This window comes from Mesorhizobium amorphae, from assembly GCF_014843845.1.
In the GTDB taxonomy this organism is placed as follows: domain Bacteria; phylum Pseudomonadota; class Alphaproteobacteria; order Rhizobiales; family Rhizobiaceae; genus Mesorhizobium; species Mesorhizobium amorphae_A.
Map to the genome: position 1 here is coordinate 1 of NZ_JHQS01000034.1, position 19,264 is coordinate 19,264.

Sequence of the window (19,264 nt, forward strand, 5' to 3'; positions counted from 1 at the left end):
AAAGCTGAACGCCCAAGGCGACCGGGGTGTCGGTCAGGCGATGCTTGCAGCGGCTGTCCGGAAGTCCGAACAGGGCTGAGGAAGTTGCCCCATCGCATTGTGACGAATGTCAGTGAGGCTTGCCCTGCTGGACTGCGATGGCCAGTGATGCGAGCCTGCCAGCGCGCTGCCCCGAGTGGCGGTGCGGGAGCTGGGACATCGTACGGCGAGCACAACGGCCCAGATGCTGAGCGGCGCAGACCCATGGGCTCCCGGCGGTGACGCCGCCGAGCAGCGAACAGATATCGCCGCCCCGCGCCAGTCATCGAGGCAGTGCGATGGTGAGGGCGTGACCATCTATTCGGTTGAAAGCCTGCTCGACACCGCCCCAGAGGAAGCCGTCTCGGTCCGCCGGCCCTTGTGGTCAGACGAGCACCGAAAAAGCCACCTTTTCACGGACTGACCTCCAATCGCGCAATTATCTATGGGAAGCAAATTTTTCGATCAGCCATGCTCCAGCGGGACCCCGGGCCTTTTCCTTCCTGTAGGCGATAACCAATGGAAAGCTTGGCATCACATCAGAGCCCTCCCAGCTTTCTGGCCTCAGCTCGATTAACCGTCCGGCGGCAATATCCTCCTCGACTCGTGACCGTGGCATTGAACCCCAGCCGACGCCGGCAAGGATAAGGTCGTATTTCGTCTGAAGGTCGTTGACGCGCCACCGGTTGGCTGCATGCACGCCATAGTCTCGCCCACTGTCAACTTGGGGGGCGGGGCTAATAACCAATTGTGTGTAGTTCCGCAGGATCGTTGCGCTGAATGGCCCGTCAATATTGCCAAGCGGATGCGTTGGTGCCGCGACCGGAACGAGATCGATCCGCCCGCACACCCGCCGCTCGAATTCATCAGGTTGGCGCTCAGCAAGCAAACCCAGGTCAGCTGTTCCGTTGCGTAAGGCTTTGGCTGCTGCATCGAAGGTTTCGGTCAAGATGCGAATTTCGACGAAAGGGAAAGCCCGGCTGAATTCCCCAAGCACCTGGCTCAGCAGCGTCGCGGGAGCGTAGGACACAATTGCCAGGGTGAGTTGTGCCTCGAGCCCCTTTGAAATTCCTTGCGCTTGGTGCCGCCAATCTGCGACGTCGTCAAGGATGCGCCGCGCTCGCGGTACCAAGGCTTTGCCCGCTTCCGTGAGAACCGGGCGATAGGCCGAGCGATCAAAAAGAGGAAACCCGCTCTGTTCCTCCAATTTCTGAATGGTGTAGGTGATCGCTGACTGCGCCCGGTTCATTCGTCGAGCAGCCGCGGCAAAGCTCCCTTCTTGGACGACCGTGACGAATACCAGGAATTGGTCGAGGGTGAGTGCGTCCATAATCATGCCCAAAGATCTGACCGTTTTTCAGACGAACAAGTGCGGGTGGCTTCGAGCCTATCAGCCCCACAACCTGCCAGTCGTCCCTGCCTTCGCTTTCCGTCGATTGGTTGGCCAGGAGCTTCATCAAGCGACGCGGTGCCGCAGATCGCCGGCATAAGGACGTTTCCGCTCGGATTGCCGTAAAAGGTGCAGTCACTATATCAGTTTATTTGAAGGATTATACCGAAATTTCATCACTTTCTTTGGTGGTGCGGCGATCTAAAATGGCTCCAACAGGCAGGAATAACGCGCCAGCCCGTATTTGCCGGCTACCCTGCCTGCACCCCGAGAGGTGGTGCTTTCATCAGCCTTATGGAGTTATCAGATGTCAAATGCCTTGAGTTTTGCGCCTACACAGCCAGCAGGGAAGCCGTTGCGAGCCGGGCTGTGGATCGCACAACTGATCGTTTTTACGTCCTTTACCCTGTTTGGTGGCATGAAGCTGTTCATGCCCGTCGATCAATTGGCGGCAATGTGGGTCTGGCCCGGCGCAGTGCCCCCATGGTTCCTGCACCTTATGGGTCTCATCGACATCGCGGGTGGATTTGGCGTGCTTTTTCCTGCACTGACTCGAATTCAGCCACGCCTCACCGTTCTGGCTGCACTTGGTTGTGTGCTGCTGCAAATTGCTGCGATAATCTTTCATTTGTCTCGTGGCGAGGCCTCGGTCGTGCCGCTCAACATCATCCTACTCGCCCTTTCAATGTTCATCCTTTGGGGCCGCGGTAAGAAGGCGCCAATTCCGCCGCGCGGATGAGAGTCCGAGAGAGTGGAACCGCAAGCTGTTCGATTACTGCGCCATCATGTCCGGGTGGCTGACTCCTCGCACCTGGAGTTGCAACCCCATGAGAGGCGCGCCAGCCAAGTGCGGGCGCGCATTACAGTCCTGAAGTCCTCCAGAACTACGCGCGGGGATGTGGGGATAGGCGCTCATGACGATTTCACTGAGCGCCCTACGTTCACCGCGACGCGGACAACGCGAGCATCGTCATCAGCCAGAGCATCCAGCGACTTGCCGAAGCCGCCGAGGACACAGGCGTCGCCATTATTCTGCGGCGAGTCGGCACCGCCGACCTTTGGGGCCAGAACCTCAACCCCACCTCTACTGCATCGTGCCTGGCGGAGGTCTCTCCCCTAACGGCACGCGCTGGATCTCTTGCCGGCCCCGGCTTCTTCCTGCCGGCGCGCGTCCTGTCGCGCCTGTTTAGACGCCTCCTCCTGGAAGAACCGCAGGCCGCCTATGAAGCGGGCAGGCTGAACTTCTTCGGCGAGATCGCCGATTTTGCGGTGCCCGCCGATCAATCGGCGCCTTGCCGAGGTTCGCCGCCGTGAGTGCTGCGGTTGCCGTGCAACGGGGTTCTGGCGCATGTCAGGACACCCGGCGGTCCAATAAGCCCTGCGCTTCTACTTCGCTATGTCTCCGCCCAAGCTCAATTCGGTCGACCCGCCGTGGTACGTGACCCGTATGCCCGGCAGCGGGGGAGGGGCGCCGCCGTGAGGGGGCCGCCGTCCGATCGATGTCGGATTTCCGACGGTGTCGGATTTCCGATTGGACAGCAATCCGCTAACTCACTGCTTTAATAAATTTTTCGCCTCTGGCGCGGTCCTTGCACGGGGTCTCCGAACGCATCAGCGAGACGTCGTCCCATGATCATGCTTACCGAAACTGCCGTCGCCGCCGTGAAGACTGCGCTCTCCGGTGCCGCCAGTCCGGCGAAAGGCCGAATACAGGGCCTGTACATGGATAGGGCCGCTTCCGTCGCGACCGGAAAACAGCCATCCTACGGTCGGGCAGCCGCCAGTTGCCCCGTAAGATGCGCTCGACAGCATCACATAGCGGTGCCGTGCCAGACCCGGATGACGCGGCGCCCGCTGTCGATATCGCCGACCTTGAGACCGACGACGGAGGCGCGCAGGCCCTTGGCTTACTCGCACATCCGGTCGGGACCGCGGCTCGAGAATGCCCGCGAGAGGGGGAGTAAGCCCAATGGCTATGGCCGATATTCGCCGCGAACATGCCGCTAAGTTTGGGAAACACCAATAGGAGCAAAGCTAGTGGAGCCTTCTTGCATTGGGGTCGGAGCCGGGCCGTCGAATTTGAGTCTTGCGTGTCAGATACACGAAGAAATTGGGCAAGGGGCGCTGTTCCTGGATCGGCAGGTCGACTTCCGCTGGCATCCAGGCATCGCATTCGATTCCTCGGAGCTCCAGGTCAGCCACTTCAAGGATCTGGTCACGCTGGTGAATCCGCGATCAGCCTACACTTTCATAAACTACCTGCACGAGAACGGGCGTCTGTACCACTTCCTGAACGCACAGTTCGAGGCCGTGCTCCTAGCTGAGTTCGAGCAATACCTGAACTGGGCCTTGCAAAAGAACCCACTTGTCCGCGGCGGCGAGACGGTGCGCGAAATCCGCTTTGACGGCGAGTTTCGGGTGCGGACCGATAACGTGGTTCTCGGCGCCAGAAACGTTGTGGTCGGCATCGGCAAGCGGGCGCATATTCCGCCTCAGTTTCAGGGCTGGACTGGACGCAACCTGTTCCACTCTTCTGTTTTACTGCACATCCATCCTGAGGTGCGAAAAAGGCATGTCTGCGTGGTTGGCGGGGGCCAGTCGGGAGCCGAGGTGCTGTTGCACCTTGTCGGCCTGCCGAAAGAACGGCGGCCTGCCTCGATCACTTGGGTTTCGCAGCGCGAAAACTACCTGCCCATCGACAACAGCCCGTTCACAAACGAGTTGTTCATGCCCTGCTTTTCGGATCGTTTCGCGGCGATGAGCGAGTCGCAGCGCAAGCTGCTCCTGCGTCGTTTCGTGCTCGCCTCGGACGGCATTTCGGAAACCACGTTGCGCGCGATCTATCAGGCGCTATACCGCCACGCATTTCTCGAGCCAAACCGATGCGACATCACACTGCGGCCGGGTTGCAACGTTTCGCGCTGCTTCAACGCCGGTGCGGGTCACAGCATGACCCTCCAGCACGACATGGACGAGGTCGAAGAAGTCACTGCCGACTTCGTCATCCTGGCCACCGGTTACCAGAACGCCCTGCCAGACTTCTTGGAACCGATCGCTGACCGGCTGGAGCAGATCGACAATGAGTTGGCTATTCGCGAGGATTTTTCCGTGCGCTGGGACGGACCGCGTGACAGACGCATCTTCGTACAGAACGCGAGCCCCGGGCAGCGCGGGCTGGCCGATCCGAACCTAGGCCTGCTGGCCTGGCGCGCGCGTCGCATCCTCGACAGCCTTCTGGGGCGCGTGCCATGCGCGAATCCCGAGCATCCTGGCTTCATCGGCCGTACCCCCATCGAGTGCCGGCCCGAACCCGTGGCCGAAGAAATGGGCAGCGGGATATGACTCGTCGACTTCTGATCATCGGCGGTGGCATCCTAGGAATGATGTCCGCCTCCGCTGCGGCGAAGGCCGGAGCCTTCTCCGAAATCCTCGTGACCGAACAAGCCCTTGGGCCTATCGGCGCATCGCAGGGCGTGCATTTTCCCTACGGTCGTCAAGCCCGTATAAGTCGCTCACTCGAAAGAGCGTAGTGGCCTTGGCGGCCCATGCTGGGTCGGACGTCAAACGGATGGGACCGGCCTTTGGCGATGCGTGTCACTGCTGGACCAGATGAGGCGATTGATCCGGCCCAGTTTACGGAACCCCTGAACCTTGATGGCGCCGAGCTTCTCCGACGGTTCGTCCATGATCCCGTTTGATTCACTGGGCTTGGCCAAGGCTCACAGCTAGGCACCTAATTTTTCCAACTCCTAAAATTAGGCCCCTGAGATGGCCTTTAGCTGAAAATGTCAGGCCTTCACGGCGCCAATTCCTTTGCCTCGCTTCGCCTGTTGCGACGGATTTGCAAGGGCAGCCAGGCCTCGGTCCAATCAAGCATGCTGCGACCGCTCACGGTACCATGCTCACAGCCCAGCGGCTTGTGGATCTCCAATGAGGATGGAGGGCTGTAGCAGGGCAGAAGCAGAACGGGCGCCTGTTCTAGAGGCTTGTATTCCTAAGCAATACATCGCCCTCCACTCCGCGTGGATAGCGGGTCACTAATTCGAACGAAGGCAAAAGATCAAGAATGGCTGGGAGGGACAGCTGGCCTTCATAGAGCTCGTGGTCGCTGTATTCCGTGTAGATAAAGCGCGTGTTGCTCAAGGTCTGTCTGCCGCCAGCGATGACATCTGACTCGGCTCCCTGCACATCCATCCAGATAAAATCGATCTTGTTCAGGTTCGCTTCGCTGCACCAGTCGTCAAGCTTTCGAGTTTCGACTGAGATGGGGCGATCGAACCGAACCCAATCATGTTCGACAAGATGATTCTTGGGTCGGCGTATCGAGCCGGATTGGTCCCATTCCTTCGCACTTCCATCTGCATTGCTTGGATGGAAATCAATCCTGCCATTTCGGTTACTGATCGCGATCTCAAATAGCCTCACCTTATCCAGGTACAGCCTCATGTATTTCTTAAAGCGAGCAGCTGCTCGAGGGTCGGGCTCAAAGCAGTAGAGCTGAGCCTTTGGGCAAAGCCTGAGAAAACGTCGCGTATCCGTTCCGTCATTGCAGCCGATGTCCAAGATGACAGGATTGGGCTTTTGGAGCAGCGAAACAATCTGCCGATGTACTTCTAACGAAGAAATCGGTTCCCGTACGCGCTCCTGGAGATTTTGCGCGGCGCGCCGTATAGAAATTGGCAGGCTTTCTATAAAAGACCGCAGTATATTCATTGAACTTCACCCTCGACGCCTCAATTGCACGCGCGATGCGCGCGGGAGCGTATATCAAGCGGAACTCCGGGCTGGCTCGGCCCAACTCTATTGTTTTCGAATGGTCCTGCGACGACCGCGCCAGTCTGGGCCATAAGATCGACATCCGGCGAATGGCAGCTCACATTTTCCGTAGACCTGTGCTTCCGACCGACGTTTTCATATCCGCTATTCTCTATAATTGGTAAAATCGATTGTTCTGATGGGACCCATGCACAGGATGGATGCATTCATACCATGCACCTGCGATTGCCCGGGAGTGGACTACGCTCGGCGGGTAGCGCCCTCCGCCGACCCGATTACGCTTTGAGTGAAGGCGCGCGATTTCTTCCGGGCTCAATGTGAAAGTCGGACATTGCCTCGTCTCTGGCACCGCTCAGGCTGCCCATCAGCAAATCCGCAGCGATCTCTTCGGCCTCATTCCGCGGAGGTGCCGATCCGACGGTTTCGGGGGAGTCTCACCAAAGGCGCCTAAGGGCCATTGACAGCAAGGGCACCTTCGACAACCGGCTTCATGGGCCTCCGGCCACTATATGGTTCGGCACAACAAGGAATATCGTCGCTGAAGCAAGTGCCAATGCTCGACGGCGAGACCGGCCGATCTCTCAGTTAGGACGTTGGGCCAAGTCCAACCGGAAGTCGCGCAACGGCAGTAACCGCCAACACGCAGAACGACGAAGCCGAGGCGTTCAAGCGATCGACGGAGTGCTCACGTCTTTCCGGCTCTTGCAGTGTCATTGATGAGGTCGGCGCTTCCTGCATTGCTCGAGGAATTGTAGGCCCACGCGCGATGCCTTCGGGATCAGCGGCTATTCGACCCCGCTTGCGGCAAAGTTGCTGGGCGTTTCGACTTACGCGGCTGGCGTCGAGATCCGTCTGATCTGAAGCGTTAACATTCGACGGACAACATCACTGGTATTCAACGTTGCGAGAATGCTCTCTATAGCTGTCGCCGAAGGTGCAGAGCTAGCGTACGAGGTGGCTTAAAGCGCTTGCGAGAAGAAACGGATTGAGAAAATCTCCAATTTGCCGTTGAAGTAGGGGATGACATTACTCGTGCCTTGGCCTTGCAGAATGAAAGAGGTCAGCAGAAAAAAGGTCTAGTATTCTATTCCTCGCGGAACGCCCGGCTGATTTGGTCGGATAGCGGCTTCACAAGGTAGGAAAACGCCGTACGCTCACTCGTCTGGACCATTGCTTCGGCCGGCATGCCAGGCACAAGCGTCAGGTCCTTGAGCTTCGTCAGTTCCGTATGCGGGACCGATATGCGCACCAGGTAATAGGAAATGCCGGTCTTTTCGTCCGTCGCCAGATCGGCTGCGACCCGGCTGACATATCCGTTCAATTCGGGCGTGGTTCTCAGATTGAAGGCTGACATCCGCAGCACGGCCTTGTGACCAAGCTGGATTTGATCGATATCCTTGGGGGTGATCCGTACTTCCAGCGCGAGATCGTCGCCTTCTGGTACAATTAGCATAATCGGATCGGCAGGCGTGATCACTCCGCCGACCGTATGAACCGCGAGTTGTTGAACGATGCCGGATTGCGGCGCGACAATATCGATCCGTCGCAGTTCGTCTTCAGCCGCCACCTTGCGCTCGACATATTCCCCTACTTGCGCCTGAACCTCTCTGAGCTCCTGGCCGACTTCCGTCTTGAGATCCTGATCGATCTGCAGGATCTGCAGGCGCGTTTCGGTGATGCGGCCTGCCGACTGTGCCTGATAGGCGATCTTCTCACCGCGTTCGCCGCCGAAAGTGACAACCTGTGTCTTCAGGCCGTTCAAGCGTTGGTCCGAGACAATTCCTTGTTCCCGCAACCCGCTCAGGGCAGCAATTTCCTTTTGGAGAATCTCAATGCCTTTCTCATAAGCAATCTCCTGCGCCTTGAGCCCCTCCATCTCGTGCTCATATTGGGTAATGCGCTCCGCTAGCTGGGCCTGCCGTCCTTCTCGGGATTGTCTGCGGAATTCGAACAGCCGCGTCTCACTATGTATTGCCGAAGCTACGTCCGGAACATCTTTGCGGGCAAGCAGCCAGTCCGGGAAGGCGATCTCCGCCAGATCGTCACGCTCAGCTTCGAGCCGTGCGAGCCGGGCGGCCAGCTCATCGAGCCGCTTGGTGACGATGGCGAGATTGGCGCGCGTCTGGGTGGCATCGAGCCGCATGACGATGTCGCCGGCTTTTACCTTGTCGCCTTCGCCCACCAGGATTTCTCCCACAACCCCGCCGGTTGGGTGCTGCACCTTCTTCACATAGGAATCGACGACAAAGTGTCCGGACGCGAGAACCGCGCCGGAGAGATTCGTGACGGCCGCCCAGACTCCGGCTCCTCCGACAAAGATCACGCTCGCCAGTAGGCCTGCCGACAGGTGCCGGCGAATGGAGCTGGAAACGTCATTGTTCTGATCGATGCCGGACATCGGGATCCTCCATGTCAGCGCACTCTCGCACGTTATCCTGCGTCGACCCGGTGGCCTTGACCCCGGCGCCTGGTGCCATCGCTCCAGCCTTCAGGACCTTGGGAAGCACCTCATCACGCAGACCGAAGGCTCTCTGCCGCCCACCTTCCATCATCAACACGTAATCCACGGCGCGGATGGCGCTCGGCCGATGGGCGACGACAACCGCAACGCCCCTACGCTCGCGGACGGAGGCGATCGCCTCAACGACGGCGGCCTCGCCTTCCGCATCAAGATTGGCATTGGGTTCATCAAGCACAACAAGGAACGGGTCGCGATAGAGAGCACGGGCAAGACCGATACGCTGACGCTGCCCGGCCGAAAGTGCCGATCCGGCCTCACCGATCGGAGTTTCGTAACCCTGCTCAAATCGGAGGATCAGTTCGTGCGTGCCCGCTGCCTTCGCCGCGGCGACAATAGCCTCAGGGTCAGGATTATCTTCAAAACGAGCGATGTTTTCGGCAATGGTGCCGTCGAACAGTTCAACGCCTTGCGGCAGATAACCGACATGACGGCCCAGTGCTTCCCGGTCCCATTGATCGAGGCTTGCGCCGTCGATGCGAACCTTTCCGGCGGCCGGCGCCCATGCGCCGACGATGGCCCGCGAGAGTGTCGACTTGCCGGAACCCGATGCACCGATGACCCCGAGTGCTCTTCCGGCCTGAACGGCAAACGCAAGGCCGGTCACGGTCGGCTTCTTTTCGCCGGGCGGAACGATTGTCACGCCTTCGACGCGCAGTTCGCGTTCAGGTGCAGGCATTGGCATAACAGGGCCGGGTTCAGTGACCTTTGCCATGAGGTCCTCCAGCCGGGCCCAACTCTGGCGCGCCATAAGGAAGGGTTTCCAGTTCGAAATGGCCAGATCGACCGGAGCCAGCGCACGCCCCATCATGATCGAGCTGGCAACCATGATCCCGGCCGTAGCCTCCTGCCTGATGACCAAGTACGCGCCGACGGCAAGAATGGCCGATTGCAGCATCACGCGCAGCGACTTTGAAATGCCACCGAGTCCACCTGCGACGTCCCCTGCTTTCCGATTGGCGGCCAGATACTTGGCATTGGCCTGGTGCCATCGGGCAGCGATCCGCTTTCCGAGACCGAGAGCTTGCACGACCTCGGCATTGCGGCGTGCTGCTTCCAGTAGGCCATTGCGGACCATATTGTGGGCAATGGTATCGCGTATCGGCCGCTGCGAGAGGCCGTTGGTAAGAAATGTCAGAGATATGAGGATGATCGCCCCGATAAGCGCCGTCATGCCGATCCAGAAATGAAAGAGGAAGCAAATGCCAAGATAAAGCAGCATCCATGGCAGATCGAAGAACGCGGTCGGACCGTTTCCACCTAGGAATCCGCGAACATTGTCGAGATCGCGAAGCGGCTGCAAGCCGTCGCCCGGCATGCGCGTTGAAAGCGGAAGGCGAACGATAGCATCGTGAACGCGTCCGGAAAACTGTCCATCGAAACGCTCGCCGATCCGGAGCAGCACGCGGGCGCGCAGAATGTCGAGCATGCACTGGAACGCAAAAAGCCCCGCAGCAAGCACGACGAGTCCCACTAGCGTCGGTACGCTGCCACTTGCAAGAACGCGGTCGTAGACCTGGAGCATGAACAGCGGCGAGGTCAGCGCAAGCAGGTTGACCACACCACTGATCAATAAAACTCCCCAAATAGTGGAAGTCAGAGGGAAGGGCCTCAAAGCTGAAACGTTCAAAGAATGGCTACTCAGGGAGGGCCTCCGTTAACAAGCATTTTGAGGATCTGGCGATCCAGCACCAGACAGTGCTCGCCGAACGGCCTACGACACCGACCGCATCCGCTCGCTGATTCAGGATCAGTGCTCCCGCCGACTATGTTAACCCGGCATTGATGGAGCGGGTCAAACAACACCGTCCGGCTGAAGCCTTGGAAGGGCAATGTCATCGTCGCCGGCCGAAAGGGCCCGAACAGCTTTACCGCCTCGACCCCTTCAAGGAGGATTCGGTGTACGATCAGCGCGACGCGCTTGGCTTCATCAATCTTACACGCTGCGCCGGCTCTCAGGCGCCACGGCCAGCCGCAAGTAGCTGAAAAGGAAAGCGCCCGCCGGGGGTGGCGGGGCGCGGGTTCCGTACGGGTTTTCCGGATCAAACGAAGCTGAAGTCCGACGCGGTCAGGCCCATGCCGGCCAGGTCGGCCAAGCTGTGTATACCGCTCAGGTGAACGAAGTCCTCCGCATGGTTCTCGGAGGTGACATAGGCCAAATTCGCCATTCTGTTGATGCCGTCGTTGTAGTGGTAGACGATGATGTCGCCGGGGGCCTCGCCGGAGATCGCACTCGCGGCGGCAGAGGCAGAGGTGAAAGGTTCGTCAGTGATCACCACGACGTGCTCGCCCTTCGCACCCGAGGCCGCACCGCTGTAGAAGCTGCTGACCGGGGAGCCAGACTGTACGCTGGCGTTATTGACGAAGTTCGCGCCAAAACCGTCGTTGTCGAGGCCCACCGCATCGAAGGCGAACTTATCCTCCGTCCGGTTGAAATCGACGATAGTGCTGATGTCCGGCTTCGAATCGTACCTCGGGTCGACCCCAGACATCGGATTGTGGAACTGGAACAGGAACGTGTCATTGTCCGCGCCCCCGATCAGAGTGTCCTGGCCGTCACCCACGTAGATGACGTCCTCGCCGGGACCGCCGTCCAGCCTGTCATTGTCCGCGCCGACGATGCGCGGTTCGTAGCGGCCGTTGTCGCCGGAGAGATGGTCCCAGCCATCTTCGCCGAAGATGCGGTCGTTGCCCTCGCCGCCGATGGCTTGGTCACTGCCCTCGCCAGCCGAGATTTCGTCGTTGCCGCCACGTGCGTCAATCCAGTCATTGCCCTGGTAACCCCCCATCAAATCGTCAAGCGCGGTGCCGAGGAGCGTCTCGGAACGCGAGCCACCCTTGATAATGTTTACCATCGCAAATACTCCTAATGATGCAGCCCACCACGCCACCTAGCGCGCCTTCATATTCCTTATCGGATCATCAGAGTAATCGTTTGCTTTGATGGAACACATTTACGGAATGGATGCGTTCACGTGCAATTCGCCTCTCTGCTTAGCAGTTGCGGGCCTCCCTGGCGCGGCAGCCTTCCTGTGAGATGGCCCGGGCCTCCTGCACAAGCTGCCAACCGTGATGTTCGTTCGGCGCAATATCGATGTGTCGATCTCATAGGCTCGATTCGGGTCGGCGACAGTCCTGACCACGGTGTCCGGCCCCGCTGGGGACGCGCAGGGCTGCGGACAGCAAACAACAGAGCGCGTTTCAGATCATCTGCATCACGCAGTGGGCTTGGCGGGGGCCTCCGGCCTGGATTTGGATAAGGCGAACCAATGCGAACATGGTGCGGCCGCTCCGGTCGGCGCCCTGAACCGGAGTCTGCCGCCTTCAACTCGTGGCAGGTCGCGCGCGGTCCCACGCCAGTCGCCGTCCGCAAAGTGCCGACGATGTTGTCCTGGCGTGTGCTAGCGGCCTAATTTGGGGCGAACCAGGCCGTTAGCCGGAATATGAGTGCTTCGCGCACCTCTCGCGTCGGCGATGCCAGATTTGAATGGCGCAGGAAAGTTGGAACCAGATCGAACATGCAGCCAGCCAGGCTGTGAGCATCAACGTCAAGCTTTATGATGGCGGAGAAAATCCTCGTACGTCGCTTGCAACCCGGCACCAAGAGGCGTTTTGGCTTTCCAGCCAAGAGTATGCAAGCGCGATACGTCCAGCAGCTTGCGCGGTGTGCCGTCTGGCTTTGTCGTGTCGAACACCAAATCGCCCTCGTAGCTGACCGTCGCCTTAATCAGTTCCGCCAGGTCGCGAATTGTGACGTCCTCTCCAACGCCAACATTGATCAGAGGCGCGGTCTCGGGAGCCGTCAAGTCGTCAAAATCTGAATCCGGCAGGCCGAGCAGGAATGCAATGGCATCCCCTATATCCAAAGAGTACATCAATTCTCGCCGGGGCCTTCCGGATCCCCAGACCACGACCGAGGAGTCACCGTTCATTCTGGCCTGATGAAAACGTCGCATCAGAGCAGGCAGAACGTGAGAGTTGTCGGGGTGATAATTATCTCCGGGACCATACAAGTTGGTCGGCATCAACGCGAGATAGCGCGTCCGGTACTGTCGGTTGAAAGACCAGCATGATTCAACGCCTGCTATCTTTGCCAAGGCGTAGGGACGATTAGTCGCTTCAAGCGGACCGGATAGAAGGTAGTCCTCTCGTATCGGTTGCGGGCAATCCCGTGGGTAGATACACGAGCTACCCAGAAAGATCATCCGCTCGACACCGGATGCGTGGGCGGCATCAAAAACGCTGACTTGAATCGCGAGATTGTTGTGAAGGAAATCAACCGGAAAGCTTGCGTTGGCAAGAATCCCACCAACCTTTGCGGCGCACATAATGACGTAATCCGGTCTTTGCGACATAAAGAACTCGCGGGTCGCGGTCCGATCGGAGAGATCCAGTTCATCGTGAGTCCGCGTTATTATTTCATACGATTCTAAGGCCGCGAGGGCCCTCACTGTGGCGGATCCAACAAGGCCGCGATGGCCCGCTACATAGACTTTTTTCATGTCTTCATTCTCATCTGCTTACGCCTAGAATTTGTATATCGGACGGAGCTGCTCAGCCTGCATGCCGCCGGCTGCCAGAGAAATCACTTGGGGAAGCTTGTCGCGTCGAGCCAACGCGATGTAGCTTGCGCAGAGCGCGGAAGAACCTGGCCGCATGGACATGCGCCTCAGTGATGTTTGGCGTACACGAGAAAATACTCCTCGGAGCGAACGCGAATATCGATAACTATTCTTAGGGCCCATCCTTGAATTGTTCCTATGCAAGGTTCCGCAAGATTGGTGAAATCGTTTGTTTCGATGAAACGCATCCACGATATGGATAACTGAGGACATGCTTCAACGGCTTGATCTAGATCTCGCCCCGCGCGATAGGCCAGAAACGCTCGCCCGCCCCGTCCTCAACGCGGAAATAATCGCAGACCGCGGCGCGCTCGGCGTCACGCTTCCACCAGCTCTGGGCAGTTGGCCCACTTCACGCCCCGGCTAACACCGCGCCAGGTAAACGTGACGGGCGGTGATCCGGGCAGAAGCAGTCATCGTCTGATCGCCTCCGGCCTGGGCAGCAGGCGTGCCGGTCGCGGCCAATCACCGGGCCAGGTGTCACCGGTACGGGGCCGTCGCCATCCGCCGAGTGGCTCGGCGATCGTCGCCCCAAGGCGTTCGATGCCGAAGCCAGGGTCGACGTTGGCAATCTTGTCGGAGAGGAGGGGCCAGGCACTTCGGCTCGCGCAGGGGCTGCGCCGTGCCGGGGGGAGATTGGCAACTCCAGCCCCTCAGCTCTCCCTCTCTACCGTGCTGTCCAGATACTGGGTCAGCGCGCAGACCAGATGATAAAAGATGCTGGCCGGCACATCGGTCGCCAGCGAACGGCCGCGTTCGTCGATGCGATCGATCCAGAGGCCGAGCGGTGCCGGGTCGATGTGCCAGCGGAACAGCCTGCCGACACGTGCCTCGATCTCCGGCTTGAGATCAGGCCCGCCTGAACCGTCGAGCGCAATCGCCGCCTTGACCGCTTCGGCCTGCGGCCAGCTGCGTGAGACGAGGTCGAGCGGCAGGCCTTGCCGTGACACGGCGCCATAGGCAAGGCCGGTGGCGCGGTTGAGGCCGTTGGCGATGGCCGAGGCATAGAGTTTCCGGGCGAAGCCGCTCAGTTCGGCCTGGCCGCTGCGGCCGGCGAAATCGACCAGCAGCGAGGCCCATTCGAAATGATGGCCGGGCTCGGTCCAGGACCCTTTCTCGCCGGCGGAGGGTTTCCACTCGGCATCGAAATACTCGCCCAGCGTCCAGCTTTCGGCGTCAAAGAAATGGCTACGGAACAGGTCGATGATGCGCGCCGCGCGGCGCAGATGGGCACGCTCGCCGCTCGCCTGATGCCATGCCATGAAAGCTTCGAGCAGATGCATATGCGGGTTGGAGCGTCGCTCGCCCTCCCCGTCCGATGTCTCAAGGAAGCCGGTCATGCGGCTGTCCTCGAGATGCGCATCGAGAAAGGCGAAGGTCTCTTCGCCGAGCCGCAAGGCGTCGGGATTGCCCGACATATGCGCATGCGCCAGTGCCAGCAGCACGCAGGAATGATCGTAGGCATCCTCGGTGGCATCTGCGACGCTGCCATCGACATTCAGCGTGCGCACCCAGCCGCCTTTGTCGGTGCGGCCCTTCCCGGCGATGAAGTCGATGCCGTGGCTGATCAGCCGGTCGGCCGGACCGTCCCAGCCGCGCGCTTTGGCGACGGCGAAGGCATAGACCTGCCTTGCCATGGTGCGCATACGTTTGGGCTTCATCAGCGGCGAAGCATCAAAGCCGAGCGCTTCGTGAAAACCGCCATGGCGCTCGTCGACGCCGGATGTCGACCACAGCGGCAAGGTCTCCTGAAACAGCCAGTGATGCACGCGCCGCCGCCAGGCGCCGCTTTCGATGACACGGTCATGCGCCGGCGTGAACCGGGTTTCCAGCCGGCCCGATTTTTCGAGCTGCTCGACGATCTTCTTGACGTGCTGGCTGTGGCTGACCGGGGCGACGAAGGTGGCGTCTGATGTCGAGACGATGGCGACATCCTTCATGCCGATCGCCGACAGCAGGCGGCCCTCGCCGCGGATGTAGGAGTTCTCGCAGTCGATGGCGACGACATCGCCGATGACAACATTGCCCTGGTCGTCGGCAGGGCCGACATCGAGCAGCGACTGCCATGAGCCGAGATCGTTCCAGCGGAAGCCGGCCGGCACCATGGCGATGTCGCTCGCCCGTTCCATGACGGCGTAGTCGATCGAAGTCGAGGGGATGGCGGAATAGAGCTCCAGCGGCATGTAGAGGCCGGAGAGATCGCTGGTCGCCGCGTGGAAGGCCGCCTCGGTGGCCTGCCAGATCTCTGGCGCAAAAGCTGCAAAGGCATCGCGCATGGCGCCGGCGCGAAACAGGAAGATGCCGGTGTTCCAATAGAATTTTTCGGCCTGGAGATAGCCCTGCGCAGTCGCAAGGTCCGGCTTTTCGACGAAGCGCGACACGTTGTAGGTGCCGCCGCTTTCGGCTGCGACTTCGATATAGCCGTAGCCGGTCTCAGGCTGTGTCGGCTTGATGCCGAACACCACCAGCCTGCCCTCGCGCGCCGCCTCGGTGCCGGCTTCGACACTCTGCCAGAATTGGCGCGGGGTTGATATCTCATGGTCGGACGGCACCACCAGCACCAGGCTGTCGCCGAACTCGGACAGCGTGCGCAGCGCCGCCAGCGCGACGGCGGCGGCGGTGTTGCGGCCGGCCGGCTCGAACAGCGGTCCGCCGCCGGCGAGATCGAGGCCGGCAAGGTCGGCATGAACGCGGTCGGCATGCCGCTCCGAGGCGATCAGGAAGATCGGCGTTTCGCCTTCCGGTCTCGCCGTCAGCCGACGCAACGTCTTGGCCAACATCGAGCCGTCGCCGGAAAAATCATGGAACTGCTTGGGATTGTCCTCGCGCGACAGCGGCCAGAGCCGCGAGCCGACGCCGCCGCTCATGACAAAACTGACAAGCCGCTCGGCCATTTCGTTCTCGCGCTCAGAAGGTCTGATTGTACGGGCCGACTTCGGGGCTGCGGCGCAGCACGGCATCTACGCCTTCGAACATCTGACGGCGCCGCTCGGACGATACTGGGCTCTCGACCACAACGACAAGCTCCGGCTTGTTTGACGACGCCCGCACCAGCCCCCAGGTGCCGTCCTCCGCGACGACGCGCACGCCGTTGACGGTGCTCAGTTCGGCGATCCTCTGGCCGGCGAAGACCGTGCCGTCCCGCTTCATCGTCTGAAAATCCGAGACGACACGCTCGACGACGCCATATTTCAAATCGTCCGCGCAATGCGGCGACATGGTCGGCGTGCCGAAGGTCAGCGGTAGGGCGCGGTAGAGATCGGCGATGGTGCTGTCCGGGCTGCGATCGAGCATCTGACAAATGGCGATGGCGGTGACCAGCCCGTCGTCATAGCCGCGGCCGATCGGCGGGTTGAAGAAGAAATGGCCGGACTTTTCGAAGCCGGCGATGGCACCGAGCTCGCCGACGCGCCGCTTGATATAGGAATGGCCGGTCTTCCAGTAGTCGGTGACGGCGCCGTTGGCCTCAAGCACGCTGTCGGTGGCGAATAGCCCCGTCGACTTGACGTCGACGACGAAGGTCGAGCCGGGATGGAGGCTTGAGATGGCACGCGCAAGCAGGACGCCGACCTTGTCGGCGAAGATTTCGTTGCCTTCATTGTCGACCACGCCGCAGCGGTCGCCATCGCCGTCGAAACCGAGCCCTACATCGGCCCCCGTCTCCAACACCTTGTCGCGGATCGCATGCAGCATCTGCATGTCTTCGGGGTTGGGATTGTAGCGCGGGAAGGTGTGATCGAGTTCGACATCGAGCGGGATCACCTCGCAGCCGATCCGCGCCAGCGCTTCGGGCGCAAAGGCGCCGGCGGTGCCGTTGCCGCAGGCGACTACCACCTTCAGCGGTCTCAAGATGCGCTTTCCCGTGGTCAGGTCGGCGAGATAGGTTTGGCGGAACCCTGAAACGAAATCATAGGAGCCGCCGCCGGCAAGGTCGAAGTCGCCGGCAAGCACGATTGTCTTCAGCGCGCTCATCTCTTCGGGGCCGAAGGTCAAAGGACGCGCCGCGCCCATCTTGACGCCGGTCCAGCCATTCTCGTTGTGCGACGCGGTGACCATGGCGACGGAAGGCGTATCCAGCGCGAACTGGGCGAAATAGGCCATCGGCGACAAAGCCAGCCCGACATCCTTGACCCGTGCGCCGGCGGCCATCAGCCCGGAAACCAGCGCCAGCTTGATCGACAGCGAATAGGAGCGGAAATCGTGGCCGGTGACGATATCGGATGCGACGCCGAGACGCCGGATCAGCGTGCCGAGGCCCATGCCGAGCGCCTGGACGCCGATCAGATTGAGCTCCGGCGGCTCCGCCGAGCCCGGTTGGCCGAACCACCAGCGCGCATCATACTCGCGAAACCCGGACGCCTTGATCAACGCCGAGGTTTCGAACTCGAAGGTGTTGGGCCGAGCTTCGCCAACGGGTTTGATCATCACGGGTCAGGCTGCTCCAGGCAAACGCGAGCGGAGTTCGACAAAAGGCACAATGGCTTACTCTCGCCTTCGGCCTCTCTTGGCGGATCTTGGTGCCGCCGGAAACCAAAAGCGCCGAAGCCGATCGTGGAGAGCTTCATGCTTATGGCTACGGGCTTTGTCCTACCGCTAATCATCGCCCGCCAACGTCCAATCGTGCTAACTTCCATTGCGGACGCTCCTTCCTTTCGGTGGCTGTCAAATACCACCATTCAGCACACTGATGCCGTCGAGGGGCGTCCGCCCGTCAGAACAAGCTCCACGAGGGTGCCCAAGACTTTCACAAAGTCGGAAGATGTTCGGACGAGTTGTCAATGAAGATCAAACCACCCGGATCGTTTAAATCGAATTCAATAATACGTGGCACGAAGAGGCGGGCATAGCGCGAGAAGGCGCTACTCGGCGGGAAGCGAACCACGGTATCGCATCGCCCAAGGAGGTACATCTCGACGAGAGCAGAAAACCCGCCGTCAACGCCCAGTGCTGCGCTGTGTAATGGTCCGGCCCGATCCGCCTGGAATTGTTTTGGGATAGTGAAAAGATCGGGAAACACGCCCGACAAGTCACGACGCACCTGCGCACTGTCAGTACACAAGAACACCCTCACAGGCCTTGAATGCGGTAGCTCTTTAGCCGTACGAATGGCTGTGCATACCTGCTGGAAGGCGAATTCCGGATCAGCCCAGAAGGGAGCGTGCTCCATAATGTCTTCACCGTTGCCGTGCCGGACATGCACCCCGATTATGCTGTGCCCTTCGAAGTGCTCTTGATAGATGGCGTCAATCCGAGCTTCAATTTCGGGCCTCGGTTTGATACTCCGAAAAATCTGTCGTTCGGCATCCATATCGCAACGCCACATCAAGCAAGCATCACACACCACGGTGTTGGCTTCAGTATCATCTTGGGCTTCGAAAAGTTCTCTCAGCTCGTCACGTTCTCGGAAAATCTGTTCATCTGGACGGCAAACGCAGTCGATCGATGGCTTATTCCACCACGGTGGGAAGAAAGGCCCAGGGAATGAGAACTGGTTGACCTGGTCATCGCAAATAACCGGTACGCCCGCGATGTCTTGAATTGGCTCGAAGAACACCGGAAACGCATTGGTGAAGGGTTGATCGAGATAACAGGAGCCACGCCAATCTATGGCCAGCGTCCGCCCCGTCCGCTTGGCGTAGGACCAAGCTGCTGCCAGAGACCACAAGCAATCACCGAAACCGGTTCGCCGTCTCGAAACAACGAACCGATCCTCGCCCGATCCAATCATCAGCGATCGCGGTCCTAGCATCTCGTTCTCCATTTATCGTGACAAGAAAGTCAAATTGGCCTGCCTCAAGACCGTTCGACCTGACCGGGCTGCAATGTCGCTCGCCCCTGCGAATGCCAGTCAGATATCACCGCCTCTACCAATTCTCGTAGGGTTCGTCTGAAGCAGCTAATGAGATCAGCCCATGGTCATTCCGGCGTTCCTGCTGGAAA

The 19,264-nt window shown here is 59.9% G+C and carries 11 protein-coding genes and 1 pseudogene; 3 read left to right on the forward strand and 9 right to left on the reverse strand.

Going from position 1 to position 19,264, the window contains the following annotated elements; genetic code table 11:
- Positions 1-457 precede the first annotated feature (457 nt).
- Positions 458-1,348 (reverse strand): LysR family transcriptional regulator, encoded by an 891-nt coding sequence (locus DH08_RS15845; protein WP_192180196.1) that lies wholly within the window; start codon positions 1,346-1,348, stop codon positions 458-460.
- Positions 1,349-1,715: 367 nt separating this feature from the next.
- Here DH08_RS15845 and DH08_RS15850 point away from each other — a divergent pair, with 367 nt between their 5' ends.
- The 3 genes and pseudogenes from DH08_RS15850 (at position 1,716) to DH08_RS15855 (ending at position 4,750) form a co-directional block, all read left to right on the forward strand.
- Complete coding sequence (locus DH08_RS15850; RefSeq protein WP_192180197.1) at positions 1,716-2,147, forward strand: DoxX family protein; 432 nt, start codon at positions 1,716-1,718, stop codon at positions 2,145-2,147.
- Positions 2,148-2,484: 337 nt separating this feature from the next.
- Positions 2,485-2,683, forward strand: a pseudogene (locus DH08_RS36290) (transposase); the annotation flags it as partial.
- Positions 2,684-3,445: 762 nt separating this feature from the next.
- Positions 3,446-4,750, forward strand: a complete 1,305-nt coding sequence (locus DH08_RS15855; protein ID WP_192180198.1) for a SidA/IucD/PvdA family monooxygenase — start codon at positions 3,446-3,448, stop codon at positions 4,748-4,750.
- Positions 4,751-5,386: 636 nt separating this feature from the next.
- Here the strand turns inward: DH08_RS15855 and DH08_RS15860 are convergent.
- From DH08_RS15860 to DH08_RS15895, 8 genes are all read right to left on the reverse strand, one after another.
- The gene (locus tag DH08_RS15860) at positions 5,387-6,034 is read right to left on the reverse strand and encodes an FkbM family methyltransferase (RefSeq protein ID WP_345892401.1); all 648 of its coding nucleotides are present in this window, start codon (positions 6,032-6,034) and stop codon (positions 5,387-5,389) included.
- Between the two features lie 1,234 nt (positions 6,035-7,268).
- Entirely contained in the window at positions 7,269-8,582 is a 1,314-nt protein-coding gene (locus DH08_RS15865) for an HlyD family type I secretion periplasmic adaptor subunit (protein WP_192180200.1), read from the reverse strand.
- Entirely contained in the window at positions 8,557-10,332 is a 1,776-nt protein-coding gene (locus tag DH08_RS15870) for a type I secretion system permease/ATPase (protein WP_246800870.1), read from the reverse strand. The genes DH08_RS15865 and DH08_RS15870 overlap by 26 nt, the downstream gene beginning before the upstream one ends.
- A 412-nt stretch (positions 10,333-10,744) precedes the next feature.
- Entirely contained in the window at positions 10,745-11,557 is an 813-nt protein-coding gene (locus tag DH08_RS15875) for a calcium-binding protein (protein ID WP_192180201.1), read from the reverse strand.
- A gap of 693 nt (positions 11,558-12,250) precedes the next feature.
- Positions 12,251-13,204: a GDP-L-fucose synthase family protein gene (locus DH08_RS15880; RefSeq protein WP_192180202.1), complete on the reverse strand. Its 954-nt coding sequence runs from the start codon at positions 13,202-13,204 to the stop codon at positions 12,251-12,253.
- A gap of 773 nt (positions 13,205-13,977) precedes the next feature.
- On the reverse strand, positions 13,978-16,218 hold the full coding sequence (locus DH08_RS15885; protein ID WP_192180203.1) for a mannose-1-phosphate guanylyltransferase/mannose-6-phosphate isomerase: 2,241 nt from the start codon (positions 16,216-16,218) through the stop codon (positions 13,978-13,980).
- A 13-nt stretch (positions 16,219-16,231) separates the two neighbouring features.
- Positions 16,232-17,749: a phosphomannomutase/phosphoglucomutase gene (locus DH08_RS15890; RefSeq protein WP_210328760.1), complete on the reverse strand. Its 1,518-nt coding sequence runs from the start codon at positions 17,747-17,749 to the stop codon at positions 16,232-16,234.
- Positions 17,750-18,068: 319 nt separating this feature from the next.
- Positions 18,069-19,073 (reverse strand): nodulation protein NodZ, encoded by a 1,005-nt coding sequence (locus tag DH08_RS15895; protein ID WP_282595040.1) that lies wholly within the window; start codon positions 19,071-19,073, stop codon positions 18,069-18,071.
- Between the last annotated feature and the right edge of the window lie 191 nt (positions 19,074-19,264).

Bases quoted from the DNA above. Each gene is read 5' to 3' on its own strand.
- DH08_RS15845 (WP_192180196.1), bottom strand. From the start codon at position 1,348: ATGGACGCACTCACCCTCGACCAATTCCTGGTATTCGTCACGGTCGTC.
- DH08_RS15850 (WP_192180197.1), top strand. From the start codon at position 1,716: ATGTCAAATGCCTTGAGTTTTGCGCCTACACAGCCAGCAGGGAAGCCG.
- DH08_RS15865 (WP_192180200.1), bottom strand. From the start codon at position 8,582: ATGTCCGGCATCGATCAGAACAATGACGTTTCCAGCTCCATTCGCCGG.
- DH08_RS15875 (WP_192180201.1), bottom strand. From the start codon at position 11,557: ATGGTAAACATTATCAAGGGTGGCTCGCGTTCCGAGACGCTCCTCGGC.
- DH08_RS15880 (WP_192180202.1), bottom strand. From the start codon at position 13,204: ATGAAAAAAGTCTATGTAGCGGGCCATCGCGGCCTTGTTGGATCCGCC.
- DH08_RS15885 (WP_192180203.1), bottom strand. From the start codon at position 16,218: ATGGCCGAGCGGCTTGTCAGTTTTGTCATGAGCGGCGGCGTCGGCTCG.
- DH08_RS15890 (WP_210328760.1), bottom strand. From the start codon at position 17,749: ATGATCAAACCCGTTGGCGAAGCTCGGCCCAACACCTTCGAGTTCGAA.
- DH08_RS15895 (WP_282595040.1), bottom strand. From the start codon at position 19,073: ATGCTAGGACCGCGATCGCTGATGATTGGATCGGGCGAGGATCGGTTC.